General features: G+C 69.0%; 25 protein-coding genes and 1 pseudogene. 14 read left to right on the top strand and 12 right to left on the bottom strand.

Annotated features, from left to right (window positions below; genetic code table 11):
- Positions 1-6: 6 nt before the first annotated feature.
- Positions 7-1,305, top strand: a complete 1,299-nt coding sequence (locus tag OG453_RS01295; RefSeq protein WP_266863604.1) for a helix-turn-helix transcriptional regulator — start codon at positions 7-9, stop codon at positions 1,303-1,305.
- A gap of 140 nt (positions 1,306-1,445) precedes the next feature.
- Positions 1,446-2,648, top strand: coding sequence for a PLP-dependent aminotransferase family protein (locus OG453_RS01290; RefSeq protein ID WP_266863602.1), 1,203 nt, complete (start codon positions 1,446-1,448; stop codon positions 2,646-2,648).
- A 125-nt stretch (positions 2,649-2,773) separates the two neighbouring features.
- Here the strand turns inward: OG453_RS01290 and argS are convergent, their stop codons facing one another.
- Positions 2,774-4,573, bottom strand: coding sequence for an arginine--tRNA ligase (argS, locus tag OG453_RS01285; RefSeq protein WP_266863600.1), 1,800 nt, complete (start codon positions 4,571-4,573; stop codon positions 2,774-2,776).
- 135 nt (positions 4,574-4,708) lie between these two features.
- On the opposite strand from argS, the gene lysS reads away from it, so the two are divergent.
- Both lysS and OG453_RS01275 read left to right on the top strand, forming a co-directional pair.
- Positions 4,709-6,454 carry a lysine--tRNA ligase gene (gene lysS / locus OG453_RS01280; protein WP_266863598.1) on the top strand — a complete coding sequence of 582 codons (1,746 nt, stop codon included), beginning with the start codon at positions 4,709-4,711 and terminating at the stop codon, positions 6,452-6,454.
- Positions 6,455-6,545: 91 nt separating this feature from the next.
- Entirely contained in the window at positions 6,546-6,830 is a 285-nt protein-coding gene (locus OG453_RS01275) for a hypothetical protein (RefSeq protein ID WP_266863596.1), read from the top strand.
- Here the strand turns inward: OG453_RS01275 and OG453_RS01270 are convergent.
- From OG453_RS01270 to OG453_RS01260, 3 genes are all read right to left on the bottom strand, one after another.
- A complete protein-coding gene (locus tag OG453_RS01270; protein ID WP_266863594.1) occupies positions 6,788-8,170 on the bottom strand; it encodes a DUF2637 domain-containing protein in 1,383 nt (460 codons plus the stop codon). The two genes, OG453_RS01275 and OG453_RS01270, sit on opposite strands and share 43 nt — an antisense overlap.
- A gap of 172 nt (positions 8,171-8,342) precedes the next feature.
- Positions 8,343-9,221 carry a DUF3558 domain-containing protein gene (locus OG453_RS01265; RefSeq protein WP_266863580.1) on the bottom strand — a complete coding sequence of 293 codons (879 nt, stop codon included), beginning with the start codon at positions 9,219-9,221 and terminating at the stop codon, positions 8,343-8,345.
- A gap of 118 nt (positions 9,222-9,339) precedes the next feature.
- Positions 9,340-10,239, bottom strand: coding sequence for a DUF3558 domain-containing protein (locus OG453_RS01260; RefSeq protein WP_266863578.1), 900 nt, complete (start codon positions 10,237-10,239; stop codon positions 9,340-9,342).
- 192 nt (positions 10,240-10,431) lie between these two features.
- On the opposite strand from OG453_RS01260, the gene OG453_RS01255 reads away from it, so the two are divergent.
- Complete coding sequence (locus OG453_RS01255) at positions 10,432-11,625, top strand: RtcB family protein (protein WP_266863576.1); 1,194 nt, start codon at positions 10,432-10,434, stop codon at positions 11,623-11,625.
- 52 nt (positions 11,626-11,677) lie between these two features.
- Here OG453_RS01255 and OG453_RS01250 read toward each other — a convergent pair whose 3' ends face one another.
- The 5 genes from OG453_RS01250 to OG453_RS01230 form a co-directional block, all read right to left on the bottom strand.
- A complete protein-coding gene (locus OG453_RS01250) occupies positions 11,678-12,481 on the bottom strand; it encodes a hypothetical protein (RefSeq protein WP_266869669.1) in 804 nt (267 codons plus the stop codon).
- A 240-nt stretch (positions 12,482-12,721) separates the two neighbouring features.
- On the bottom strand, positions 12,722-13,213 hold the full coding sequence (locus tag OG453_RS01245) for an N-acetyltransferase (protein ID WP_266863574.1): 492 nt from the start codon (positions 13,211-13,213) through the stop codon (positions 12,722-12,724).
- Positions 13,210-13,362 (bottom strand): hypothetical protein, encoded by a 153-nt coding sequence (locus tag OG453_RS01240; protein ID WP_266863572.1) that lies wholly within the window; start codon positions 13,360-13,362, stop codon positions 13,210-13,212. The genes OG453_RS01245 and OG453_RS01240 overlap by 4 nt, the downstream gene beginning before the upstream one ends.
- Positions 13,362-14,150, bottom strand: coding sequence for an SDR family NAD(P)-dependent oxidoreductase (locus OG453_RS01235; protein ID WP_266863570.1), 789 nt, complete (start codon positions 14,148-14,150; stop codon positions 13,362-13,364). The genes OG453_RS01240 and OG453_RS01235 overlap by 1 nt, the downstream gene beginning before the upstream one ends.
- Before the next feature lie 79 nt (positions 14,151-14,229).
- Positions 14,230-14,565 (bottom strand): YnfA family protein, encoded by a 336-nt coding sequence (locus OG453_RS01230; protein WP_266863568.1) that lies wholly within the window; start codon positions 14,563-14,565, stop codon positions 14,230-14,232.
- A 194-nt stretch (positions 14,566-14,759) separates the two neighbouring features.
- Between OG453_RS01230 and OG453_RS01225 the strand changes: the two genes are divergently transcribed.
- Entirely contained in the window at positions 14,760-15,179 is a 420-nt protein-coding gene (locus tag OG453_RS01225) for a MarR family winged helix-turn-helix transcriptional regulator (protein ID WP_266869667.1), read from the top strand.
- A gap of 3 nt (positions 15,180-15,182) precedes the next feature.
- Here OG453_RS01225 and OG453_RS01220 read toward each other — a convergent pair whose 3' ends face one another.
- Positions 15,183-16,625: an MFS transporter gene (locus tag OG453_RS01220; protein WP_266863566.1), complete on the bottom strand. Its 1,443-nt coding sequence runs from the start codon at positions 16,623-16,625 to the stop codon at positions 15,183-15,185.
- A gap of 216 nt (positions 16,626-16,841) precedes the next feature.
- Complete coding sequence (locus tag OG453_RS01215; protein ID WP_266863564.1) at positions 16,842-17,681, bottom strand: helix-turn-helix domain-containing protein; 840 nt, start codon at positions 17,679-17,681, stop codon at positions 16,842-16,844.
- Between the two features lie 82 nt (positions 17,682-17,763).
- On the opposite strand from OG453_RS01215, the gene OG453_RS01210 reads away from it, so the two are divergent.
- The 3 genes and pseudogenes from OG453_RS01210 to OG453_RS01200 all read left to right on the top strand — a co-directional run bounded on the left by OG453_RS01210 (position 17,764) and on the right by OG453_RS01200 (position 20,205).
- Entirely contained in the window at positions 17,764-18,381 is a 618-nt protein-coding gene (locus OG453_RS01210) for a TIGR03086 family metal-binding protein (RefSeq protein ID WP_266863562.1), read from the top strand.
- A gap of 125 nt (positions 18,382-18,506) precedes the next feature.
- Positions 18,507-19,627: pseudogene (locus OG453_RS01205) on the top strand (LLM class flavin-dependent oxidoreductase).
- Entirely contained in the window at positions 19,624-20,205 is a 582-nt protein-coding gene (locus OG453_RS01200) for an FMN reductase (RefSeq protein ID WP_266863560.1), read from the top strand. Before OG453_RS01205 ends, OG453_RS01200 begins: the two are co-directional and overlap by 4 nt.
- Positions 20,206-20,235: 30 nt before the next feature.
- Here the strand turns inward: OG453_RS01200 and OG453_RS01195 are convergent, their stop codons facing one another.
- Positions 20,236-20,676, bottom strand: coding sequence for a hypothetical protein (locus OG453_RS01195; RefSeq protein WP_135332860.1), 441 nt, complete (start codon positions 20,674-20,676; stop codon positions 20,236-20,238).
- A 381-nt stretch (positions 20,677-21,057) separates the two neighbouring features.
- Between OG453_RS01195 and hemL the strand changes: the two genes are divergently transcribed.
- The 5 genes from hemL (at position 21,058) to OG453_RS01170 (ending at position 26,035) form a co-directional block, all read left to right on the top strand.
- Positions 21,058-22,383 (top strand): glutamate-1-semialdehyde 2,1-aminomutase, encoded by a 1,326-nt coding sequence (hemL, locus tag OG453_RS01190; protein WP_266863558.1) that lies wholly within the window; start codon positions 21,058-21,060, stop codon positions 22,381-22,383.
- A complete protein-coding gene (locus tag OG453_RS01185; protein WP_266863556.1) occupies positions 22,380-23,072 on the top strand; it encodes a histidine phosphatase family protein in 693 nt (230 codons plus the stop codon). Before hemL ends, OG453_RS01185 begins: the two co-directional genes overlap by 4 nt.
- Before the next feature lie 256 nt (positions 23,073-23,328).
- Positions 23,329-24,561 (top strand): hypothetical protein, encoded by a 1,233-nt coding sequence (locus OG453_RS01180; protein ID WP_266863554.1) that lies wholly within the window; start codon positions 23,329-23,331, stop codon positions 24,559-24,561.
- A gap of 66 nt (positions 24,562-24,627) precedes the next feature.
- Positions 24,628-25,257: a TlpA disulfide reductase family protein gene (locus tag OG453_RS01175; RefSeq protein WP_266863552.1), complete on the top strand. Its 630-nt coding sequence runs from the start codon at positions 24,628-24,630 to the stop codon at positions 25,255-25,257.
- 10 nt (positions 25,258-25,267) lie between these two features.
- The gene (locus OG453_RS01170) at positions 25,268-26,035 is read left to right on the top strand and encodes a cytochrome c biogenesis CcdA family protein (RefSeq protein WP_266869666.1); all 768 of its coding nucleotides are present in this window, start codon (positions 25,268-25,270) and stop codon (positions 26,033-26,035) included.
- Positions 26,036-26,037 lie beyond the last annotated feature (2 nt).

Genomic DNA, 26,037 nt, shown 5'->3' with positions numbered 1-26,037 from the left:
GGCTCGGTGGGCGGCGCGGGGGACTTCGCGGAGTTGTTGCGGGAGCTCAAGGGGCGGTCCGGGCTCAGTTACGGGGTGTTGGCCAAACGGCTGCATGTGAGCACGTCCACGTTGCATCGGTACTGCAACGGGGATGCGGTGCCCACGGCGTTCGCGACGGTGGAGAAGCTGGCCCGGCTGTGCGATGCGTCGCCGGAGGAGCTGGTCGAGGTCCACCGGCGGTGGATTCTTGCCGACGCGGGGCGGGGGAAACGGGGCTCTGCCGACCCTGGTGGCGCGGCAGTCGGGCCCGTGCCCGCCGCCGACCCACAGGAAGAGCAGCCGGCAGAGGCGGACGTGCAGCCGGCAGCGGCGGACGTGCCGGCAGCACGGCCTCGGGGCCGGCGGCGGCATGCCGTTGCTCTCGCCGCTGTGGCCGTAGCCGTGGTCCTTGCTTCAACCGCCCTTGCTCTGAACGGAGTTCCGGGCAAGGGCGATGGAGACGGAGACGGAGACGGCGGCAAGCGGAATGGTGCCGCGACCGCCGGCGGCGGGCCCTCGGCCTCTGCTTCCGCCTCTCCCTCCAAGGACGCGGAGCACGCGCCCGACGGCAAGGAGAAGAAGAGCTCCGCCTCCGCCTCCGCCTCCGAAGGGCGCAAGGGCGGCGCGACCGGCGGCGGCGCCAAGTCCCCCTCCCCGCAAGGGGACGAGCGCCGCGGCGACCTCGGTGTACCCCTCGCCGCGCGCACCAGGCCGTACGTCTACGAAGAGCCCTGCAGCCAGCACTTCCTGATCGACCGCAAGCCGAACCAGGTGCCCCGGCCGCCGGTCGAGCAGGACGCCCCCGGCTGGGCCGCCGACCTCGGGGCCGTCTCGTCGGGCGAGCAGTTCATCGAGGTCACCCTGCAGGGCATGGGCAAGGACACCGTCGTACTGCAGGGCATGGACGTCCGCGTACAGAGCACCGCGTCGCCACTGGACTGGAACGACTACGCGATGGGCGTCGGCTGTGGCGGCGGCGTGGACACCAAGTCCTTCGGCGTCGACCTCGACGACGCCGCGCCGCGCGTCGCGCCCAAGGCGGGGCAGCGGGACTTCCCGTACAAGGTGAGCGAGAGCGACCCCGAGGTCTTCTACATCAAGGCCAACGCCGAGGCACACGACGTCCGTTGGTATCTGGAACTGGAGTGGTCGAGCGGCGAACGGCACGGGGTGCTCCGCATCGACGACCAGGGCAAGCCGTTCCGCACCAGCGGCCGCGAGGGGCGGCCGACGTACGGCTGGCCCAACGGCGGCTCGCAGTGGATCGCCCCGCTCGACGGGTGAGCGCCGAGGGATCGGGGGATCGGGGAATCGAGGAAGTCCGAGGCGGCGGCCGCCCGTCCGTATCCCGGAATGGCGCATGTAGGCGGCACCTACGTGCTTAGGGTGCGGGCACAGCTGTCCGAGCCGAAGGAGCCGCCGCCGTGACCGAGCCCGCCCCTGCCGCAGTCCCCACGCCGGCGCTCGCCGCGCGTGCCGCCTCGGTCGGCGGCTCGCCGGTACGGGACATCCTGGCCGTCACCGCGCGGCCCGAGGTGATCAACTTCGCGGGCGGTCTGCCCGCCCCCGGCCTCTTCGACAAGGCCGGCATCGCCGCCGCCTTCGCCGCGGTCCTCGCCGAGCAGCCCGAACGCGCGCTCCAGTACTCCACGACCGAGGGCGAGCCGACGCTGCGTGCCGCCATCGCCGCACGCTTCGAGGCGCGCGGGCTGGCAACCGACGCCGACGACCTCGTGATCACCACCGGTTCGCAGCAGGCGCTCTCGCTCCTCGCCACCGCTCTCATCGAGCCCGGCGAGACCATACTCGTCGAGAGCCCCTGCTACCTGGCGGCGCTGCAGGCCTTCGGGTTCGCCGGCGCGCGCATCGTGCCCGTGCCCTGCGACGAGGCGGGCATCGACCCGGCCGCCCTCGACGAACTGGTCGCCCTGCACCGCCCCAAACTCCTCTACACCGTCCCCACCTTCCAGAACCCCACCGGCCGCACCATGCCCGCCGAGCGGCGCGCCGCGATCGCGGACGTCGCGGCCCGCAGGGGGCTGTGGATCATCGAGGACGACCCGTACGGAGAGCTGCGCTTCGAGGGCGAGCGCGTGCCGTGGATCGCCTCGTACCCCGGGGCCGAGGACCGCACCGTACTGCTCGGCAGCTTCTCCAAGGTCATGGCGCCGGGCATGCGGCTCGGCTGGCTGCGGGGGCCCGCGGCGCTGCTGCGGGCCTGCGTCATCGCCAAGCAGGCCGCGGATCTGCATACGCCCACCGTCAACCAGCTTGCCGCGGCGCGGTACTTGGCGGACAACGATCTCGACGCGCATGTGGCTCGCGTTGCGGGGGAGTATCGGGTGCATCGGGACGCGATGCTGGGCGGCCTCGGGGAGGCGCTTCCAGAGGGGTCTACCTGGATCCGGCCGGAGGGCGGAATGTTCGTGTGGGCACGGTTGCCCGACGGGTACGACACGGCCGCGCTGCTGCCGGAGGTCGTCAAGCATGACGTGGCTTACGTGCCCGGGGCGCCGTTCTACGCGGGGGAGCCGGACCGTTCGACGCTGCGGATGTGCTTTGTCACGCAGACGCCGGATGAGATTGCTGAGGGGCTGCGGAGGCTCGGGGGCGCGCTGGTGGGTTGAGATCTGCGGGCCGTATGTGGCTTGTCGCGCCCACGCGGCGGAGCCGCAAATGTGACAGCCCCGCGCCCCTAAAGGGGCGCTCAGGTCCCGCGCCTCGTATGAAGCGCGGGACCGTCACGTGATGATCAGAGCCGCTCGGGCGTCCTGATGCCCAGCAGTGCCATGCCCTGGTGGAGGGTGCGCGCCGTGAGGTCGCACAGGAACAGGCGGTTCTCGACGATCTCCTGCGCCGGGCGCGGCCTGATCACCGGGCACTGGTCGTAGAACGTCGTGAACAGCGAGGCCAGCTGGTACAGATACGCGGCCACCTTGTGCGGCGCGTACTCCGCCGACGCATCGAAGACCGTGTCGCCGAAAGAGTCCAGGTGTAGGCCCAACGACCGCTCCGCCGGGGCAAGTTCGAGCTCCGGGTGGGCCGTCGCGGTCGCGTCCTCCGCCTTGCGCAGGATCGACTTGATACGGGCGTACGCGTACTGGAGGTACACCGACGTGTCGCCGTTCAGCGACACCATCTGGTCCAGGTCGAACTTGTAGTCGCGGTTCGCCGACGTCGACAGATCCGCGTACTTCACGGCGCCGATGCCTACGTACCGGCCGTTCTCGACGATCTCCTCCTCGGTCAGGCCGACCTTCTCTGCCTTCTCCCGGACGACCGCCGTGGCTCGCTCGACGGCCTCGTCGAGGAGGTCCTCCAGCTTCACCGTCTCGCCCTCACGCGTCTTGAACGGCTTGCCGTCCGCGCCGAGCACCGTGCCGTAGCCCATGTTGTGCGCGGTGACGTCGTCGTTCAGCCAGCCCATCCGGCGGGCCGCCTCGAAGACCATCTTGAAGTGCAGCGACTGCCGCACGTCCACCACGTACAAGAGTGTCGACGCGTCCAGGTCGAGGACGCGGTCGCGGATCGCGGAGAGGTCGGAAGCCGCGTAACCGAAGCCGCCGTCGGCCTTCTGCACGATCAGCGGGACCGGCTTGTCGTCCTTGCCGCGGATCTCGTCGAAGAAGACGACGAGGGCGCCTTCGGAGCGGACGGCCACGCCCGACTCCTCCAGGAGACGGGCCGTCTCCGGCATCAGGTCGTTGTACGCGGACTCGCCGACGATCTCCTCGTCCCTGACCTCCATGTCGAGCTTCTCGAAGACCGAGTAGAAGTAGACCTTCGACTCGTCCACGAACCGCTGCCACAGGTCGAGGGTCTCCTTGTCGCCGGACTGCAGGGCGACGACCCGCTTGCGGGCCCGCTCCTTGAACTCCTCGTCCGTGTCGAAGACCGCGCGTGACGCCTTGTACACACGGTTCAGGTTGCTCATCGCCTGCTCGCCGTCGACGTCGGCCGCCGGGGCCAGCTGGCCGGGGTGCTCGATCAGGTACTGGATGAGCATGCCGAACTGGGTGCCCCAGTCGCCGATGTGGTGACGGCCGATCGTCTTCTCGCCGGTGAAGTCCAGCATGTGCCGCAGGGCGTCGCCGATCACCGCGGAGCGCAGGTGGCCGACGTGCATCTCCTTCGCCACGTTCGGCTGGGCGTAGTCGACGACTGTCGTGCCCGCGTGCGGGTTCAGCGGGACGCCGAGCCGGTCGCCGTCGGCGGCGCGCGCCGCGAGTGTCTCGGTGATCGCCTTGTCGGTGACGGTGATGTTCAGGAAGCCGGGGCCCGACACCTCGACGTCGGCCAGTAGATCGCCGTTGGTGATCTGCTCGACGACCTGCGTGGCCAGCTCGCGCGGGTTCGCCTTCGCTTTCTTGGCGAGGGCCAGGATCCCGTTGGCCTGGAAGTCGGCCCGGTCGCTTCGTCGCAGCATGGGGTCTCCCCAGCTCGAAGAGCTAGGGGAAGGGTCGGCGGCGCCCAGCGTCTCCGACACCACAGCCGAGAGGGCGTCCGCGATGCGCTGGTGGACGGAGGCGGTGAGGGACGTGACCGAGGCCATGGAGTGGATGCCGTTCTCCTCGAGGTGCAGATAGACCCGGCCAGTATCCCACGGGGGAAAAAGCGGTTTTCGCGGTTGCGGGTGGAGCTGGGAGAATGGCTGCGTCAAGCGGTACTCACGTAGAAGAAGAAAGGCGTGCCGATCGTGGCTCAGAGCACCGATACCACCGACTGGGTCTCCCGCTATGCGGACGAGGTCATCGCCGAGTCGGAGCGTCGTGCCCCGGGCAAACCGGTCGTCGTCGCGTCCGGACTCTCCCCCTCCGGGCCCATTCACCTGGGCAATCTGCGCGAGGTCATGACCCCGCACCTGGTCGCGGACGAGATCCGGCGGCGCGGGTACGAGGTACGGCACCTGATCTCCTGGGACGACTACGACCGGTACCGCAAGGTCCCGGCCGGCGTCCCCGGCATCGACGAGTCCTGGGCCCAGCACATCGGCAAGCCGCTCACCTCGGTGCCCGCACCGGCCGGGTCCGCGTACCCGAACTGGGCCGAGCACTTCAAGGCGGCCATGACCGAGGCGCTCGACGAGCTGGGTGTCGAGTACGACGGCATCAGCCAGACGGAGCAGTACACGTCCGGGGTCTACCGCGAGCAGATCCTGCACGCGATGAAGCACCGCGGCGACATCGACGGGATCCTCGACCAGTACCGGACCAAGAAGGCCCCGGCGAAGAAGCAGTCGCAGAAGCCGGTCGACGAGGCCGAGCTGGAGGCCGCCGAGGGCTCCGGCGCCGCGAGCGAGGACGACGGCAGCGGCGGCACCAGCGGGTACTTCCCGTACAAGCCGTACTGCGGCGCCTGCGAGAAGGACCTGACGACCGTCACCTCGTACGACGATGAGAGCACCGAGCTCGCGTACGTGTGCGCGGAGTGCGGGCACACCGAGACGGTGCGGCTCAGCGAGTTCAACCGGGGCAAGCTGGTCTGGAAGGTCGACTGGCCCATGCGCTGGGCGTACGAGGGCGTGATCTTCGAGCCGAGCGGCGTGGACCACTCCTCTCCCGGGTCGTCCTTCGTCGTCGGCGGGCAGATCGTCCGCGAGATCTTCGACGGCGTGCAGCCGATCGGTCCCATGTACGCGTTCGTGGGCATCTCCGGGATGGCGAAGATGTCGTCGTCGAAGGGTGGAGTGCCGACTCCGGCCGACGCGCTGAAGATCATGGAGGCGCCGCTGCTTCGCTGGCTGTACGCGCGGCGCAAGCCCAACCAGGCCTTCAAGATCGCCTTCGACCAGGAGATCCAGCGGCTCTACGACGAGTGGGACAAGCTGGACGCGAAGGTCGCCGACGGGTCCGTGCTGCCCGCCGACGCCGCCGCGCACACCCGCGCGGTGCGCACCGCCGCGGGTGATCTGCCCCGGACGCCGCGCCCGCTGCCGTACCGGACGCTCGCGTCCGTCGCGGACATCACGGCCGGCGCCGAGGACCAGACCCTGCGGATCCTGCGCGACCTGGACCCGTCCGACCCGATCACCTCGCTGGACGAGGCACGGCCGCGGCTCGACCGCGCCGAGAACTGGATCACCACCCAGGTCCCGGCCGACGCGCGGACGATCGTGCGCTCGGAGCCGGACGCGGAGCTGCTCTCGTCCCTGGACGACGAGGGGCGCGAGTCGCTGCGGCTGCTCCTGGAGGGCCTGGACTCGCACTGGTCCCTCGACGGTCTCACCCACCTGGTGTACGGCGTGCCGAAGGTGCGGGCCGGGTTCTCCGCGGACGCCACGGCGAAGGAACTGCCGCCGGAGATCAAGGTCGCGCAGCGGTCGTTCTTCGCGCTGCTCTACCGACTGCTCGTGACCCGGGAGACGGGGCCGCGGCTGCCGACGCTGTTGCTGGCCGTGGGGGCGGAGCGGGTGCGGAAGCTGCTTGGCTCTTAGCGGTACGTGAACGGGGGCGCCGTCCAGTGGTCTGGGCGGCGCCCTTTCGCGTGCGGCGGGGCCTGGCTGTTGGGCGGGCCGTGCTTTTGGGGTGCTGTCCTGCTTCGCGTGCCGCGGCGCCGTCGCCGAGGCGTTCCTGGAGCGGCTCGGCGTGCAGGCCCAGGCAGACCTCCTGGAGCATGATCACCGCCAGAGTCTTGTCGTCCTTGACGGTATTGACGACGTGGTCGCGTTGTCCGCCGGTCCCAGCCACGAAACCGCAGGTCGGCAGCAGGACAAGCCGGATTGGCCGCGGACAATGAAGCCCGCGGCGGCCGTCGTACGCGCCATGCGCTACGCGATGTGCTCCGCGCCCGCGTCCAGCTCCTGCTGGTAGCGGCTGCGGAAGTCACGCAGGTACGGGCGCAGGGTGCTCTCCGCGGGAGGGCCTCCCGCCTGGCCCGTGACGCCGTACAGATCCATCAGGTACAGGCCGAACTGGCGGGCGTTGGGGTAGTCCCCGAGCTCGCTCACGTACTTGCGGAACGCCGAGAAGTACGCGTCGTCACGCGAGACGTCGTCCGGCAGCCCCGGTACGTCGTCCGGCAGCGTCTCCGGGGCCTCCTCGGGCGCCTGCTCCTCGCGCGGGCCCGGAATCAGATGCTGGCCGCCGAGCTGCCGCGTACGGCCCGGACCCGCGGGCACGGGGAACTCGGGCTCGGGGGCGGGCACATGGCCCTCGCCCTGCTCGTCGAAGTACGCCTGCTGCTGCTCCAGATACGCCTGCTGCTCGGCATACGCCTGCTGATCCGCGTACGCCTGCTGCTCCGCGTACCACTGATCGTGCGGCTCTTCAGGAACGTACGAAGGCTGCTGAGCCGCGAACCACGGGCTCGCGTGCGCGGCCGCGGGCTGCTGCTCTTCCGGCGACTCCGCAGACTCCGCCGACTCCACCTGCCCCACCGGCAGCGGCTCCGCCTGGGCCCGCGGCGCGGTCAGCTCCGGCTGCTGAGGCTCCGCCGAGACCGGCGCGGGCGGCAGCAGCGCCGGCTCGATCCCTGCGGCGGCGAGCCCCGCGGGCGCCGTCTCCGCCAGCGGTACGCCGAACCGCGCGAGCCGCAGCGGCATCAGCGACTCCACCGGAGCCTTGCGGCGCCAGGAGCGGCCGAAGCGGGCCTGGAGACGGGCCTGGTAGATGAGGCGGTCCTGCTCCAGCTTGATGACCTGCTCGTACGAGCGAAGCTCCCACAGCTTCATACGGCGCCACAGCTTGAACGTGGGCACGGGGGAGAGGAGCCAACGCGTGAGGCGCACGCCCTCCATGTGCTTGTCCGCGGTGATGTCCGCGATCCGGCCCACCGCGTGCCGCGCCGCCTCGACGGCGACCACGAACAGGATCGGGATGACGGCGTGCATGCCCACGCCCAGCGGATCCGGCCAGGCCGCCGCGCCGTTGAAGGCGATCGTCGCGGCCGTGAGGAGCCACGCCGTCTGGCGGAGCAGCGGGAAGGGGATACGGATCCACGTCAGGAGGAGGTCGAGCGCCAGCAGGACGCAGATGCCCGCGTCGATGCCGATCGGGAAGACCACCGAGAAGCTGCCGAAGCCCTTCTTCTCGGCCAGCTCGCGCACGGCCGCGTACGACCCCGCGAAACCGATACCGGCGATGACGACCGCACCGGCGACGACCACGCCGATGAGTATTCGGTGCGTGCGTGTCAGCTGCATCGCGGCCACCCGCGAACCCCTCCCTGTTCGGTTTATTGCGAGCGACAGCCTGGCACACGTATGCGGAAGACCGTGTGCCGGTACGGCAGGAGCCCGGCCCATCAGGGGCCGGGCTCCACAACTGCCTTGGCTGCGCTGCGAGTTGCCCGCGAGGCGGGCGGCGGATGCGCTGGCTCTCGCGCTAGCTCTTGCGCTTCTTCGGGCTGGACGAGTCGTCCGAGTCGCTGCCCGAACCGTCACCGGAGCCCGAACCCGAGTCGGAGCCGGAGCCCGCGCTCGAACCCGAGCCCGAGCCACTGCCCGACCCCGAGCCGCTGCCCGAACCGGCCGACTTGTTCGCCGAGACGACCGCCGCGGCGGCCTCCTTCGCGGCCTTCTGCGCGTCCTTCGCCAGATCCGACGCGCTCGGCGCCTTGTCGCCCGCCAGGCCCGCGCCGTTGTAGTCGATCGTGATGACCGCGTTCTCCACGCGCGTCACGACCGTCTGCTGCTTGAAGCTTTCCTTGTCCTTCTTCAGGTCGTACCGGACGGTCGTCGTCTGGTCGCCCACGCCAGGAACCGGCTCGGTCTTGACGGCCTTCGCATCCTTCGTCTTCTGCGCGTCCGCGACCTGGTTGGCGAAGCTCTCCTGCGCGCGCTTCTCGCCGCTGCCCAGCGACGCGTCCGAGTCGAAACGCATCAGCGAGACACGGAGCCAGCGGAACTGCGAGCCGTCGACGCCGTTGTTCTCCAGGCTGTCCCACGTGCAGGTGCCGCGCGTCGATGTGTCGTCGGAGTCGCCGGCCTTGCCCGACTTGTCCTTCGCCTTCGGGACCAGGTCCTCGAGCGTCTTCTTCGAGAGGACCTCACACGGCTCGGGCAGCTTGCCGAACGCGGCCTTCTCCACCGCCGCGGGCTTGTCGCCCGCCTTGGCCGGGGAAGAGGCCTTCGAGCCCGAATCCTTCTTGGCCCCGTCCGAGCCCGAGTCGGAGTCGGAGGAGCAGCCGGAGGCAACGAGGATCACCGGTACGGCGGCTGCGCAGGTGAGTATGCGGGTGAGTCGCTGTGCTGGTCGGTGCATGGTTCCTTCACTCAAGTCACTCAGGACGGCTACATCATCGGTTCGATGGGCCACGGTACGCCGTGCTCGCGGCGGACGACTCCGCTTCCCGTGAGCCGGTCGCCCGCCCGAACCGCCGCTAATCGGCGAAACCGTCGGCCAGGCTGCTTGCCAGTTCCTGCGCCTTGTCCTGCATTTCCTTGCTGTCGGGGATGTCGGTGCGACGCCCCGGCTGCTCGTCGTACTCGATGGTCACAATGACGTTCGACGTGCGGAACACCACAGTCACCGTGCGGTGCCGGGTGGCGGAGGCGGAGGTGGTGAGGGCGTCGTCGAGGAAGGCCTCGTCGCCGAACTCGTCGAGGACGCGGGGCTGGAGCCCGGCCGGGGTGGCAGCGTCCTCGGGCGAACCGCTGGAGGCACTGCCGCTCGCCTCGCCGTCCCCCTCCCCCTTGTCCTTCCCCTTCCCCTTGTCGCCCGACTTGTCGGATTCACCCGCGTCTGCGCTGCTCGCACCGTCCGAAGGCTCACCACCGGCATCGGCATCGGCGTCTGAACCATCTGCATCGCTCGACGCGCTACCGGAAGGCTCAGGCAGATCCGCCTTCTGCACCTTCGACGCATAGACCTCGGTGGCACGGGTGTCATCGCTGACGGCGGTGTCGTACGACACGACCCGCTCGAAGTCGACGAGAAGGTGGTGCGTGGCGTCCGAGGACTCCACCTTCCACCGGCAGCCCACATGCCGGTCGGTGTCGTACGTGACGGTGGGCTCACCCTCGTACGCCTTCTCCTGCTGCTCCTCGTCCGGCATCTCCGCGATGCCCGGCAGCATCGAGTCGAGCGTGCCGAGGTCGACCTCGCCGCAGGGCTCGGGGAGCGTGCGGTACTTGCCGGGCTCGGCGGCCGCGGTGGAGCTGCCGGGCTCGCCGGGCTTCGAGTCGTCGGCTTCTCCGCCGAGCCCGCCTCCGCCGGTGCAGCCGGCGAGCAGCACCGCGAGGAGAGCCGCGACGCCTGGTACGTAGGCCTTCCGCTGCACCGTATGGGCTCCTTCTCGCCGGGGATGTCGGGGGATATTCGGTTGCCGCTGGTGGGCGACCGGTGGACACAATGTGTATCGCACGCACAGCCGTGGACGCCGGTCCGTCATCCGATTCGTTGACCTTGGCTCCGGTATTTGCGTTTCAAGACTTTCAATACTTTGGTTCAACTACGGGGGAATGAGGACGTTATGTCGTACGTGGAGGTTCCCGGGGCAAAGGTACCGATCCGCATGTGGACGGACCCGGCCTCGGTCGAGGACGTGGCGCTGCAGCAGCTGCAGAACGTCGCGACGCTGCCCTGGATCAAGGGCCTGGCGGTCATGCCGGACGTCCACTACGGCAAGGGCGCGACGGTCGGCTCGGTGATCGCGATGCAGGGTGCGGTGTGCCCCGCGGCGGTGGGCGTGGACATCGGCTGCGGGATGTCGGCGGTGAAGACGTCCCTGACGGCGAACGATCTGCCGGGGGATCTGTCGCGGCTGCGGTCGAAGATTGAGCAGGCGATTCCGGTGGGGCGGGGGATGCATGCGGATCCGGTGGATCCGGGGAGGTTGCATGGGTTCGCCACTTCGGGGTGGGGGGACTTCTGGGGGCGGTTCGACGGGGTTGCTGATGCGGTCAAGTTCCGTCAGGAACGTGCCACGAAGCAGATGGGAACGCTTGGATCGGGCAACCATATGGTCGAGACTTGTCTTGATGCAGACGGGGCCGTGTGGCTGATGCTGCACTCCGGGTCCCGGAACATCGGCAAGGAACTGGCTGAGCATCACATCGGGTTGGCCCAGAAGCTTCCGCACAACCAGGGCCTAGTTGATCGCGACCTCGCGGTCTTCGTCTCTGACACCCCGCAAATGGCGGCGTACCGGAACGATCTCTACTGGGCTCAGGAGTACGCGAAGTACAACCGGGCGATCATGATGGCCCTCCTTAAGGACGTGATCCGTAAGGAGTTCAAGAAGGCGAAGCCGACCTTCGAGCAGGAGATCTCGTGCCACCACAACTATGTGGCGGAGGAGCGGTACGAGGGCATGGACCTGCTGGTGACTCGTAAGGGGGCGATCCGCGCGGGCTCTGGCGAGTACGGGATCATTCCAGGCTCCATGGGCACCAGCTCGTACATTGTGAAGGGCCTCGGCAACGAGAAGGCCTTCAACTCGGCCTCACATGGTGCAGGGCGGCGTATGAGCCGCAACGCGGCGAAGAGGCGTTTCACGACGAAGGATCTGGAAGAGCAGACGCGAGGCGTCGAGTGCCGTAAGGACTCGGGCGTCGTAGATGAGATCCCTGGTGCGTACAAGCCGATCGAGCAGGTCATGGAGCATCAGCGTGACCTTGTTGAGGTCGTGGCCAAGCTGAAGCAGTTCATCTGCGTGAAGGGCTGAACTGACAGTGGGGCCAGGACTGTTGTCAGTCCGGGCCCCACTGGTCAGCGGTTCACTGGTCGGTCGAGGGCAACGGAACCTTGCCGTTGCGCAGCCGCCAGTGGCGGAGGCCGCAGCTCTGTGCGGTTCGTCCCAGGGCTTCTGCTGCTGCGGTGGGACTGCACAGTTCCAACAGGATCCGGTCCTCCCACTCCTTCCAGCGGCGGCGGGGAGGTGCGACCTTCATGTCGGCTGGGCGGACCCATGACGCGAGCGTTGCGGCGGCGGTCTGCTTGCGCTCCAGGGCAAGACAGCCTGGATAGTAGAGGTCCTCGGCCAGCTGCATGGCTGGTTCCTTCGTGTACACGACGTTGTAGATCTTGTCCCGTGCGTTCCGTTTGATGAGGCGTTCAGCGCCGGTCAGTATCCGCGCGTAACGGCAGAGGTAGACCCCGACGGCTGTGCTGGCTGTAGTCAGCGAGACGAACGGGAAACCTTGCCCCGTGTAGCCGACAGCTCCGTCCGCGTCGATCACACCGCGCAGATAGTCGCGGCGCGAGAATTCGACGCGCGGCGGCGTGATCTTCTTGGACTTGCGGCCGTACGGCAGGCCGAGCTGGTTGATGGTCGTCCTGGCTTCCAGGGAGCAGAGAGACCAGGTCGCCGAGTGGATGCTCTCGGAGAAGTTCGTGGACCGAATGCGCTCGCTGATGGTGCTGTTGTACGGGGTCAGCCGTTGGAACTCGCGCAGGATCTCGATGTCCCGCACGTTGATCTCGACGCTCAGTCGACCTTTCTGTCCCACCCCTTGCTTTAGATGCCCATCAGCCTGCAAGAAGCCGAACATGTAGGCGTACTCGGGGACTTTGAGGTCCATGAAGGCTGCTGTCGTGTCGATGCCAAGGGCATCGTCCAGCGTGAATTGGTGCGCGCTAGGCTCGTGTTCAGCCATGAGGAAGTCTGCCTTCCTTGAGGTCAGGCCCCCGGCCGGGACTGCAATCCCGGCCGGGGGCCGTTCTGTTTGATGTTGTGTCGCGAGCCTAGGTCGCGTGTTTGGGCATCGAGCGGTCGATGGAGCGAGTTCACGCGTGTGAGTGAACGACGTGGACGGGCGAGGTCACAGGGCCTTGCGCAGCTGGACGCACATCGTTTCGTGGAGGTGCGTCGAGCCGTCGGGGGACTGTTCCGTCCAGGAGTCGAGGGCGCGGTCGTACGCGATGTAGCCGAGGCGCTCGTAGAGGGCGAGGGCCCTTGGGTTGGTCTCCTCCACGGCGAGTTCGGCTCGGCGTAGGCCGCGGGACTTGATGCGGAGTTCCGCGGCCTCGATGAGGAACGTGCCGATTCCGCAGGACTGCAGGGCGGGGTGGACGGCCAGTTGCCAGAGGTAGCCGGCGCCTTCGTGGGGCTTGTAGTCGATGCCGCCTTTGGCCACGGGGATGTCGGACGGTGGGCAGATCGCCAGGTAGTCCACCTCGCCGATGCGGGCGCGCTGGAGCTGCCGGGTGACGGATTGCAGGTGGTGCGGGGAGCCGGACCAGGTGCATGACGGGAGGTCGGCGGGCCTCAAGTCGCGTGCCCTGAGGGGGAGTACGAGTTCGGCCGTGGTCATTTCGCGTGCTTGATGGCGAAGATCATCACGAACGCGATGATGTGGATGCCGAAGAGGAAGTACGCCAGGTACCACCACATCAGCTTCTCGTTCTTCGTCTCCTGGGCCAGGCGTTTCTGTTCGGCCGATGCCTCTTCGGGGGTCGGCATCACAGTTCCCTGTGGACCTTTGTGTTCGAGGCCTGGGCGCGGGGGCGGACCACCAGGAGGTCGATGTTGACGTGGGGCGGGCGGGTCACCGCCCAGGTGATCGTGTCCGCCACGTCGTCCGCCGTGAGGGGGGCCGACACTCCTGCGTAGACCTTCGCGGCCTTTTCCGTGTCGCCGCCGAAGCGGGTCGTGGCGAACTCCTCCGTCTTGACCATGCCGGGGGCGACCTCGATCACGCGGACCGGGGTGCCGACGATCTCCAGGCGGAGGGTCTCGGCGAGGACGTGTTCGGCGTGCTTGGCGGCCACGTAACCGCCGCCGCCCTCGTATGTGCCGTGGCCGGCCGTGGAGGAGAGGACCACGATCGTGCCGTCGGCGCTCGCGGTGAGTGCGGGGAGCAGGGCCTGGGTGACGTTCAGGGTGCCGATGACGTTCGTCTCGTACATCTGGCGCCAGTCGGCGGGGTCCCCGGCGGCGATCGTGTCGGCGCCGAGTGCGCCGCCCGCGTTGTTGACCAGGACCGCGACCTTGCGGAAGGCGGTCGCGAACTCGTCCACGGCGGTGCGGTCGGTGATGTCGAGCGCGTACGCCATCGCGTCGTGGCCCGCGGCCGTGAGCTCCGCGGCGAGTGCCTCGATGCGGTCCTTGCGGCGGGCGGTGAGGACGACGCGGTAGCCGGCGGCCGCGAGCTGCCGTGCGGTGGCGGCGCCGATGCCGCTGCTCGCGCCGGTGACGATCGCGATGCGGGAGGCGGGCGCGGCGTTCGCGGCGTTCGCGGCGGCGGTCATGGCTGCTCCTTGGGCGTCCTGATGCGTACGTACGTACGTTCCTGTCCTGCGCCAAGGATAGGCGGGGCGATCGGTGTCCTCAGCGGCCTCTCGGGGCGTACATGATCACTGCCATGCCCGCGAGGCAGATCAGCGCGCCCGTCACGTCCCAGCGGTCGGGCCGGTAGCCGTCGGCGACCATGCCCCAGGCGATCGAACCGGCGACGAAGACGCCGCCGTACGCGGCGAGGATGCGGCCGAACTCGGCGTCCGGCTGGAGGGTGGCGACGAAGCCGTACACGCCGAGCGCGATGACGCCCGCGCCGATCCAGGCCCAGCCTTTGTGCTCGCGCACGCCCTGCCAGACGAGCCAGGCGCCGCCGATCTCGAAGAGGGCTGCGACGGCGAAGAGGGCGGCGGAGCGGGCGATGAGCATGGGGGAATCGTGGCATGTGCCGCCCTGGGTGCCGCTCCGGCTCGGATCTCTGCGTCGTACGATTTCTGTCTGACGCAGATGTCTGACGCAGGTGTCTTATGGGTTGAGGAGGGTGGTCCTTCGTGGCCAGCAAGAAGACCGGTGGGCGGCGTGCGGCTCTGGTGGACGAGTTGTCCGTCGAGTCGCGGCGCTACATGGCCTCGTACGCCCTCTTCAATCAGGCTGTCGCCGATCATCTGAAGCTGCACCCCACGGATCTGCAGTGCGTGAACCTGCTCAGCCTGGAGGCCGAGCCCGTCACCACGGGCCGTATCGCCGAGCTGACCGGTCTGACGACCGGCTCGGCGACGCGGCTCGTCGACCGTCTGGAGAAGGCGGGCTATGTCGTGCGCGAGCGCGACGCCGCCGACCGGCGCAGGGTTCTGGTCTCGACCGTGCCGGAGAAGGTGGCGGAGTTCGGGCGGATGTGGGACAGGCTCGGCGGCGGCTGGTTCGCGCTCTTCGAGCGGTACGACGACGATGAACTGGCCCTGCTGATCGGCCATATGCGCCGCACCGTGGAGTTCAGTGCGGCGCAGGTGGCGCGGTTGCGGGGCGGGGAGCTGGACGACTGAGTCTCAGTGGTGCTGCTCCTCCTGCGCCTTGCGCGGAAGCAGTCGTACGAGGGGGCAGCAGAGCAGTGTGATGCCCGCGACCACGGCGAGGCTGACGGTCATGGCGTGGGCGGGGCCGTCGTGGGCGGTCTTGAAGAAGACCGTGGTGACGGTCGCCGCGCCGATCGCGTTGGCCAGCTGCTGCACCGCGCTCAGTGAGCCGCTGGCGCTGCCCGATTCGGCGGGGGCGATGTCGCCGATGGTGACGTCGTAGACGGTGCCGAAGCAGGTGCCCATGCCGAGGCCGATGACGAGCATGGACGGTACGAGGGCCCAACTGCTCACCCCCGTACCGGAGATGGCGACCAGTGCGAGCAGTGAGCCCGTGCCGGCCAGGGTGATCAGGAGCCCGGCGAGGATGAGCGTGCGGCCGAATCTGCCGATGAGGCGGTAGCAGGCGATGGACGCGATGACGATGCCCGCGGAGAGCGGCATCAGGTTCAGTGCGGCGCCGGACGGCGAGCGGCCGAGGCCCGTCTGCAGGAAGAGCGAGACGACGTAGAGCAGGCCCGATACGGCGGCGAAGAAGACGACGCCGAGGACGAGGCCCGAGGTGAAGCCCCGGTTGCGCAGCAGCGAGGGCTGGATCAGCGGGCTCGCGGCGGTGCGCTGGCGGCGGCAGAAGAGCGCGAAGGAGAGGAGCCCCGCGCCGATCAGGGCGACCGGGGCGGCGGACCAGCCGTTGGTGGAGCCTTCGATCAGGCCGGAGAGCAGGCCGAGCATGGTGGCGCCGAGCAGTGTGGAGCCGATGCCGTCGACGGAGGTGGCGCGGTCGCCGGAGTCCTTGGGCAGGAGCCGGGCGGCGGCGATGAGGGCGGCGCCGCCGAGGACGAGGTTGATCAGGAACATGGGGCGCCAGCCGAGGCCCGCGATGTCGGCGTCGATCAGGAACCCGGCGAGGATCGGGCCGCCGACGGCGGAGAGCCCCATGACGGGCCCGAAGAGGCTGAACGCCTTGCCGATCTCCTCGCGGGGCCAGACCGCGCCGAGGATGCCGAAGCCCTGCGGGATGACGAGCGCGCCGAAGGCGCCCTGGGCGAGCCGGGCGACGACGATCGATTCGGGGCTGAAGGCGAGGCCGCAGGCGACGGAGGCGGCGGTGAATCCGGCGAGGCCGAGGAGGAAGAGCCGCCGTCTGCCGTACTTGTCGCCGAGGCGGCCGCCTATGACGAGGAGTACGCCGAGGGCGAGCGCGTAGGAGGCGCCGAGCCACTGGACGAGGGCGGGGCCGCCGGTGAGGTCCTCGGCGATGGTGGGGGCGGCGACGTTGGTGATGGTGGCGTCGACGAGGTCGAGGACGTCGGCGGCGAGGATGACGGCGAGGACGGCCCAGGCTCGCCTCGGGGTCGTCGGGGGGTGGTCTTGGGCGGGGGCCTCGCCGGTGGGCGTGGCGGAGTCCGTGTGCACGGTGGGTCCTTCATCTGCGGGATACGGGATGTGAGAGGTCTTGGGGTACGCGGCCACAGCGGGGCAGGGTCAGATTTACGCGGCGCTGTGCAGAAGCTGCGTGACGCAGATAAATGTGCGGGAGAGGGGCCGGTGCTGTCAAGGCGGTTCAGTTACGGGCCTACGGGCCTACGGGCCTACGGGCCTACGGGCCTACGGGCCTACGGGCTTACGGACTTACGGGCCGGAATTTCCGTACGCCGTCGGCGGGACCCCCACCGTCGCCGTGAAGTCCCTGATCAGGTGGGCCTGGTCGGCGTAGCCGAGCGTGCCGGCCAGGTCGGCCCAGTCCACCTCCGTCTCCAACTCCGCGCGTTCCAGCGCCTCGTGGATCCGGTGCCGCAGGATCATCCACTTCGGGCCCACCCCCACGTACGCCGCGAAGAGCCGCTGCAGCGCCCGTACCGACATGCCCTCGGTGTGTGCGAAGTCGCCGACGCGGCGGATCGTGCGGTCCGTGCGGATGCGTTCGGCGAGGGCCATCGCGTGGTCCGCCTGCGGGGCGGGGGTGGGGCCGAGGCTCAGCAGGAAGGCGTCGAGCGCCGCCACGCGCGCGTGCTCGTCGTCGGGGGAGAGCACCGCGTCCACCCAGTGGTCCTCGCGTACGTCGCCGAAGACCTCCGTCAGGGGAAGCAGCCGCCGCCCCGTCCACTCGGACACCGGGGCCGACGGCGCGAACGGCCGGAAGCCGCCGGGCCGGAATTTCACCCCGCACACCCGGCCCCGCCCCTCCAGCTTCTGCGCGAAGAGGTCGAGCCCGATGCCCGCCACCTCGGCGAAGGGCTCCTGTCCCGCGAGTGCCTGGAAGACGACGTTGACGGACGGATGCGGGACGACGTGGGAGACGTAGGGCTCGGTGAGGTCCCAGCCGATCAGCCAGTACTGCTCGATGTACGCGCGCAGTGCGGGGGCCGGCAGGTGGCGGCGGAACCGTGCGTGGGCGAAGAGCCCGGCGGCGTCGACGATGCCCTTGGTGTCGGTGCGGGGGGTGTCGCGCGGGTCGGGGGCATCGGGCATGGCTGGATCGTATGACGGGGCCCAGCGGCATCGGTCGCGTTTCTTCAAGCCTGCGCGAGCCGGTCGCTCGTACGGTCGGAGCATGACTGACACCTCCGCGAACAAGGCCCCGGTGAACAAGATCGGCGATCTGCTGAGCGCGGCCGTAGAGCGGGCCGTCCCCGTGGTCCGCGCGATCCCGGACGAGCGCCTCGCCGCGCCCACTCCCTGCGCCGAGTACGACGTGAAGTCCCTGGTCAACCACCTCCTCCAGGTGATCGTCCAGTTCCAGGCGCTCGCCGCCAAGCAGGACTCCGACTTCGACCAGAGCGTCGATTACGTCGCGCAGGGCCCCGACTGGCGCGAGCGTTTCGTCGACGAGACCGGAAAGCTGGTCGCCGCCTGGTCCGCGCCCGGCGCCGAGGAAGGCACCACGGGTGCGATGAGCATGCCCGCGCGGACGGTCGGCTCCATGGTGCTGCTCGACCTGACCGTGCACGCCTGGGACCTGGCCCGCGCCACGGGGCAGACGTACGAGCCCGCCCCGGAGGGCAGCGGCGTACTGGAGGTGCTGCGCGAGTCGGTCGCGGGTCTGGCGCCCACCGCCCGGAAGATGGGCGTCTTCGGGGAGCAGGTGGAGGTGCCGGGCGACGCCTCCGAGCTGGAGAAACTGCTGGCCGAGACGGGGCGTGACCCGAGCTGGGCGCCTGCGGCCGCCTAGCGCCGGGGCCCCGCCGGGAATACCACCCGGCCGACCCCCGTTCCGTAGGTATAGTTGAACAGTCAACAACATGACCTGCGGAGAGTGAGTCAGCCATGCAGTCCGGATCCGGCATGTAGTTCGGGATCTTCAGCGTCGGCGACGTGACGCCGGACCCCACCACGGGCCGCACCCCCACCGAGCACGATGGGGCCTCCCCTGCTCATTAAGAGCTTGGGGAAGCATCAAGGCCATGGTCGCCATCGCGCTGAAGGCCGAGGAGGTCGGGCTCGACGTCTTCGCGACCGGCGAGCACCACAACCCGCCGTTCGTCCCGTCCTCGCCCACCACGATGCTCGGCTACATCGCCGCCCGCACCGAGAACCTGATCCTCTCCACCTCCACCACCCTCATCACCACGAACGACCCGGTGAAGATCGCCGAGGACTTCGCGATGCTCCAGCACCTCGCCGAAGGCCGGGCCGACGTGATGATGGGCCGCGGCAACACCGGCCCGGTCTACCCGTGGTTCGGCAAGGACATCCGCCAGGGCATCAACCTCGCCGTCGAGAACTACGCGCTCCTGCACCGCCTGTGGCGCGAGGACGTCGTGACGTGGGAGGGCAAGTTCCGTACGCCCCTGCAGTCGTTCACGTCCACGCCCCGCCCGCTGGACGGCGTGGCGCCCTTCGTCTGGCACGGCTCGATCCGCTCCCCGGAGATCGCCGAGCAGGCCGCGTACTACGGCGACGGCTTCTTTCACAACAACATCTTCTGGCCGCAGGAGCACACCAAGAAGATGGTCGAGCTCTACCGCAACCGGTACGCGCACTACGGACACGGCACGCCCGAGCAGGCGATCGTCGGGCTCGGCGGGCAGGTCTTCATGCGGGAGAACTCCCAGGACGCGGTGCGGGAGTTCCGCCCGTACTTCGACAATGCGCCGGTCTACGGCCACGGGCCGTCCCTGGAGGAGTTCACGTCCCAGACCCCGCTGACCGTCGGCTCCCCGCAGGAGGTCATCGAGCGGACGCTGTCGTTCCGCGACACCGTCGGCGACTACCAGCGTCAGCTGTTCCTGATGGACCACGCGGGCCTGCCCCTCAAGACCGTCCTGGAGCAGCTGGACATCCTCGGCGAGGAGGTCGTCCCGGTCCTGCGCGAGGAGTTCGCGAAGAACCGCCCGGCGAACGTCCCGGACGCACCGACGCACGCCACACGCGTGGCGGCCACCCGGAGCAGTGCCGAGAAGGAGGTCACCGCATGAAGCTCGTCGTCGTATCGGCGGGACTGAGCGTCCCCTCGTCCACCCGCCTGCTGGCCGACCGCCTGGCGGCGGCGACCGGACGCCACGCCGATGTGGAGATCCAGGTCGTCGAACTGCGCGACCTGGCCGTCGAGATCGCGCACAACTACGTCACCGGATTCCCCGGCCCGGAGCTGAGCGCGGCCGCGGAAGCGGTGAAGAGCGCGGACGGCCTGATCGCCGTCACACCGGTCTTCTCCGCCTCGTACAGCGGCCTGTTCAAGTCCTTCTTCGACGTACTGACCGTCATGGACAAGGACGCGATCGCCGGTACGCCGGTCCTGATCGCCGCGACCGGCGGCACCCCACGCCACTCGCTGGTCCTGGAGCACGCGATGCGCCCGCTGTTCGCCCACCTGCGGGCGGTCGTCCTGCCGACGGCCGTGTACGCGGCGTCCGAGGACTGGGGCGCGGACGGTCTGGACGAGCGCATCGAGAGGGGCGCGGCCGAATTGGCCGGAATCATGCGGCCCGCGCCGGTCCAGGAGGAGGAGCTGATCCCCTTCGAGCGGCAGCTCGCGGCGCTGCGGGCGGAGTAGGGCGGCGCGCCGAGAGGGAGGCGCGGGGCCTCAGGGCCAGACCAGGCAGTACGCCTGATGCCCCGCGTCATGCAGCCGGTGGCTGAAGTCCTGCCATTCGTGCAGGAGTTGGTACACGTTGAACGCGTCGCGCGGGCCGCCGCGGTCGGGGACCGTGGACCAGATGAACGCCGCGGCGCCGACCGACTCCTCGCCGATGCCGCGCAGCGGGTCGACGACCGTCATGGGGAGCTTCACCACGGCGTAGTCGGGGTGCAGGACGACCAGTTCGAGCGGGGGGACTTTGTGCAGGGGTATGCCCTCGATGCCGGTCAGGACCATCGCGGCCACCGTCTCCGGCTTGATCTTCGTGAACATGCCGCCCATGCCGAGCTCATCGCCGCCCAGCTCCTCGGGGCGCATCGAAATGGGCACACGGGCGGCGGTCGCGCCGTCCGGGGCTCCGAAGTATTTGTACGTCACCCCGCCCACCCGGCCACTCCTGGTTGCCGCCCGGTCCTGCTCTGAATCGCCCAGCTCCGACGTCCGTGGGCTCTGCTTGTCGGCCGCTTCCGCCTCGCGCCGGTGCTTGCCGATCCGCCGGGCACGCCGGGGACCCAGGCCGTCGGTCCCCTCGCCCAGTCCGCCACCGCGATGCATATCTCCACCCGACTGCTTTTCCAGGGCGCCCCGCCCCTGCTTTTCTAGGCCTCGCGGCGCCCGCCACGCAACCCGATCATCGTGTCAGTGACCTCCCCCACGGTCACCCGCTAAAACGTTGGGGTGAAACACCTGTCCGCAGGATGCCCGCGCACCTGGCCCGGACCGAGACCGGACCAGGGCCCGAACACGATGCCCGGAGCCTCTGACACCATGGTTCATGTGAGCTTCCCGTATAGCGCCCCAGTTTCGCAGACTCTCTTCGACCGTGCGGCGGCCGTGACGCCCGGCGGTGTGAACTCTCCCGTGCGCGCGTTCCGCGCTGTGGGTGGTACGCCCCGCTTCATGGTGTCCGGTACCGGTCCGTACCTGACGGACGCCGACGGCCGTGAGTACGTCGACCTCGTCTGCTCGTGGGGGCCGATGATCCTCGGCCACTCCCACCCCGATGTGATCGCCGCAGTCCAGGAGGCCGTCTCGCGCGGCACGTCCTTCGGCACGCCGGGCGAGGGCGAGGTCGCGCTCGCCGAGGAGATCGTCGCCCGTATCGAGCCCGTAGAGCAGGTGCGGCTCGTGTCGAGTGGTACCGAGGCCACGATGTCGGCCATCCGCCTCGCCCGCGGATTCACCGGCCGCGCCAAGATCATCAAGTTCGCCGGCTGCTACCACGGCCATGTCGATGCCCTGCTCGCCGCCGCCGGCTCCGGTGTCGCGACCCTCGGCCTTCCGGACACCCCCGGCGTCACCGGCGCCCAGGCGGGCGACACCATCGTCGTCCCGTACAACGATCTCGAAGCGGTGCACGAGGTCTTCCACCGGTATCCCGGAGAGATCGCGTGCGTGATCACCGAGGCGTCGCCGGGCAACATGGGCGTGGTGCCGCCGCGGCCGGGCTTCAACGAAGGCCTCAAGGCCGCCTGCGCCAAGAACGGCGCCCTCTACATCTCCGACGAGGTGATGACCGGCTTCCGCACGTCGAAGGCGGGTTGGTACGGCGTCGACGGCGTACGTCCTGACCTGATGACCTTCGGCAAGGTCATGGGCGGCGGCTTCCCGGCCGCCGCTTTCGGCGGTCGCGCCGATGTCATGGCGCACCTCGCGCCCGTCGGGCCGGTCTACCAGGCGGGCACGCTGTCCGGGAACCCGATCGCGACGGCCGCGGGCCTCGCGCAGCTGCGGCTCCTCGACGACGCCGCGTACGAGAAGGTCGACGCCGTCTCCGAGCAGCTGCGCGGACTCGTGACGGAGGCGCTCACCAAGGAGGGCGTCGCGCACCGGCTGCAGAACGCGTCGAATATGTTCTCGGTGTTCTTCACCGAGCGTGAAGTGCGCAACTACGACGACGCGAAGGCGCAGGAGTCGTTCCGCTTCACCGCCTTCTTCCACTCGATGCTGTCGCAGGGCGTGTATCTGCCGCCGTCGGCGTTCGAGTCCTGGTTTGTGTCCACCGCCCACGACGAGCGGGCGATCGAGCGGATCGCCGCCGCCCTGCCGGGTGCCGCGCGCGCGGCCGCGGAAGCTACGGAGGTCACCGCATGAGCGGTACGGCAGCGGGCGACGAGCTCACCGTCGTCCACGTGATGCGCCACGGCGAGGTGCACAACCCGGAGGGGATCCTCTACGGACGCCTTCCCGACTACCACCTCTCCGAGCTCGGCCGGCAGATGGCCGACCGGGTCGCCGAGCACCTCGCGTCCCGCGACATCACGCATGTCGTCTCCTCTCCGCTGGACCGCGCCCAGGAGACGGCCACGCCGATCGCCAAGGTGCACGGCCTCGATCTCGCGACGGACGGCCGGCTCATCGAGGCGGGCAATGTCTTCCAGGGCAAGACCTTCGGCGTCGGCGACGGCGCACTGAAGAAGCCGGAGAACTGGAAGCACCTGGTCAACCCCTTCAAGCCGTCCTGGGGCGAGCCGTACGTCGAGCAGGTCGTGCGGATGATGGGCGCCCTCGACGCGGCGAAGGACGCGGCACGCGGGCACGAGGCGGTGTGCGTCAGCCACCAGCTGCCGATCTGGATCGTGCGCAGCTTCGTGGAGAAGCGGCGGCTGTGGCACGACCCGCGCAAGCGGCAGTGCACGCTGGCCTCGCTGACGACGTTCACGTACCGCGGCGACAAGATCGTGTCGGTGGGGTACACGGAGCCTGCGCGGGATCTTGTCCCCGCGCATCTCCTGGCAGGGGCCAAGCCGGTGAAGGGGAAGGACAAGGCGTTCGGAGCGTGAGCGCTCCGCTGGAATTGGTGTGGGGTGCCGTATTTCATCTGCGGCGTCGTCGTGGCTTGTCGCGCAGTTCCTCGCGCCCCTAACGGGGCGCGCCTACGCCGGGTAATCGGGTCGCGACTTTATGTCCATTCTCGGTAAAAGGCGCTCAATATGTGCCTAGTTACCGGAACCCCTCTGTTCTTCGTGCCCTCTAACGAGGCGTCCGTCCTGCGTGACCTGCATGGGCGGGGCGAGGGCGCGACGAACAGGGGATGGAATGCGCGACATCAGTCGCAGGGGAATGCTGGGCATCGGGGCCGGCGCCGCGGCCGCTTTGGGACTTGCGGGCTGTGGCACGGGCGGCGGCAGCGGTGACAGTCATTCGGCAGGTCCTGCCAAGGGCGGGAACGGCGGCGGCGACAAGCAATCGGCAAAGCCGATCGGGGATGGTTCGACGGCCTTTACGGGGCAGCAGCCCCGGCAGCCCGCCAAGCCCGTTCCGCTGGAGCCCGGTCAGACGCCCCCGCAGTTCGTGATCTTCTCGTGGGACGGTGCGGGCGAGGTCGGCAACGGTCTCTTCCCGCGCTTTCTGAAGCTGGCCGAGGAACATGACGCGCGGATGACGTTCTTCCTTTCCGGGCTGTATCTGCTGCCCGAATCGAAGAAGCGTCTGTACCGGCCGCCGAACAACTCCGTGGGCGCATCCGACATCGGCTATCTCACCGACGGTCACATCAAGGAGACTCTCAAGTACGTGCGCCAGGCCTGGCTCGAGGGCCATGAGATCGGCACGCACTTCAACGGGCACTTCTGCGCCGGCACCGGCACCGTCGGCAATTGGACGTCCGCGCAGTGGCAGGACGAGATCGACCAGGCCAAGTCCTTCGTCAAGGAATGGCGTACGAATACGGGTTGGACCGATCTGCCGTCGCTGCCTTTCGACTACGACAAGGAACTCATCGGCGGCCGCACGCCCTGCCTCCTCGGCCAGGACAATCTGCTGCCGACGGCGAAGAAGCTCGGCTGGCGCTATGACGCGTCCTCGCCCGGCGGCCGTCAGCGCTGGCCCGAGAAGAAGCTGGGGATCTGGGATCTGCCGCTGCAGGCCGTGCCGTTCCCCGGGCACTCCTTCGAGGTCCTCTCGATGGACTACAACATCCTCGCCAACCAGTCGCAGAACTCCACGAAGGCGCCGCCGGCCAACTACCCGGGCTGGCGCAAGCAGGCGACCGAGGCCTATATAGCCGGCTTCAAGCGGGCCTACGAGACGAACCGCGCGCCCTTCTTCATCGGCAACCACTTCGAGGAGTGGAACGGCGGCATCTACATGGATGCCGTCGAGGAAGCCCTCAAGCACATCGCCGGCAAGAAGGACGTACGCCTCGTCTCCTTCCGGCAGTTCGTCGACTGGCTCGACGTCCAGGACCCCAAGGTGCTCGCCGAACTCCAGGGCCTCGACGTCGGACAGCGTCCCGGCGGCGGCTGGAAGGGGCTGGGAAAGGCCGCCTGAAATGGGACTTTCCGCTACCGCGGGGGGTGCGGAAGATCCCCGAAACAGACATGCGAAACTTTTCACATGAGTGCCGCCTGCCGCGCCCCCCACAGCACTGACCGCAGCCGTAGCCGCAGCCGCGCCGTCCTTCTGGGCGCTGGGGCCGCGGTCGCCGCGCTGACCCTGTCGGCGTGCGGCTCCGGCGGTACGTCGGGAGGCTCGGGCAACACCAACTTCGTGACCGGCTCCGACGGGATCGCCACGCTCAAGAAGGCCGATCGCAAGGACGGCCCGAAGATCGACGGCACGACCCTCGAGGGCAAGCATCTGGATCTCGCCGACTACAAGGGCAAGGTCGTCGTCCTCAACGTCTGGGGCTCTTGGTGCCCGCCCTGCCGGGCCGAGGCACCGAACTTCGCGAAGGTCGCCGAGGACACCAAGAACAATGACGTCCAGTTCGTCGGGATCAACACCCGCGACAACGACAAGGGCCCTGCGCTCAGTTTCGAGAAGGACTACGGCATCCCGTATCCGAGCCTGCACGACCCTGCGGGCAAGCTGATGCTGCGTTTCCCCAAGGGCACGCTGAACCCGAACGCCATCCCGTCCACGATCGTCATCGACCGGGACGGCAAGGTCGCGGCGCGTTCACAGCAGGCCCTGAACGAGAAGAAGCTGCGCAAGATGATCGACCCGCTGATCGCGGAGAAGTGATCTCCTCGTGATGTCTCATCTCGCCGCCGCCGTCGGCGAACCCAACCAGACCGTGATGAACGGGGCGCTGCTGCTCGCGCTGCCCGTCGCCCTCCTCGGCGGTCTCGTCTCCTTCTTCTCGCCGTGCGTACTGCCGCTCGTGCCGGGCTATCTCTCGTACGTCACCGGGGTCGGCGGCACCGATCTCGCGGAGGCCAAGCGGGGGCGGATGGCCGCCGGTGCCGGTCTCTTCGTGCTCGGCTTCACCGCCGTCTTCGTCTCCACCGGCGCGCTCTTCGGCTACGCGGGACAGAACCTGCAGGCCTATCAGGACGTCATCACCAAGGTGCTCGGCGCGCTGATGATCGTCCTCGGCATCTTCTTCATGGGGCTCATGCCCTGGCTGTCCCAGCGCGAGTTCCGCTTCCACAAGAAGCCCGCCGCCGGGCTCGCGGGCGCCCCGGTCCTTGGCGCGCTGTTCGCCGTCGGCTGGGCGCCCTGTGTCGGGCCGACCCTCACGTCCGTCAACACCCTGGCTCTGGACCAGGCGAGCGCGGGCCGCGGGGCCATACTGAGCGTCGCGTACTGCCTGGGGCTCGGCGTCCCGTTCATCCTCGCCGCCATCGCCTTCCGCAAGGCGCTCGGCGCGTTCAGCTGGGTGAAGAAGCATTACGTCTGGGTGATGCGCATCGGCGGCATCATGATGATCGCGACCGGACTGCTCCTCCTCACCGGCGTGTGGGACGGCATCGTGCAGCAGATGCAGGTCTGGTCGAACGGCTACACGGTGGGGATCTGATC

Source organism: Streptomyces sp. NBC_01381 (assembly GCF_026340305.1).
Taxonomy (GTDB): domain Bacteria; phylum Actinomycetota; class Actinomycetes; order Streptomycetales; family Streptomycetaceae; genus Streptomyces.
The sequence above is the reverse complement of the archived record's forward strand: the minus strand, read 5'-3'. Positions and strand labels throughout refer to the sequence as shown.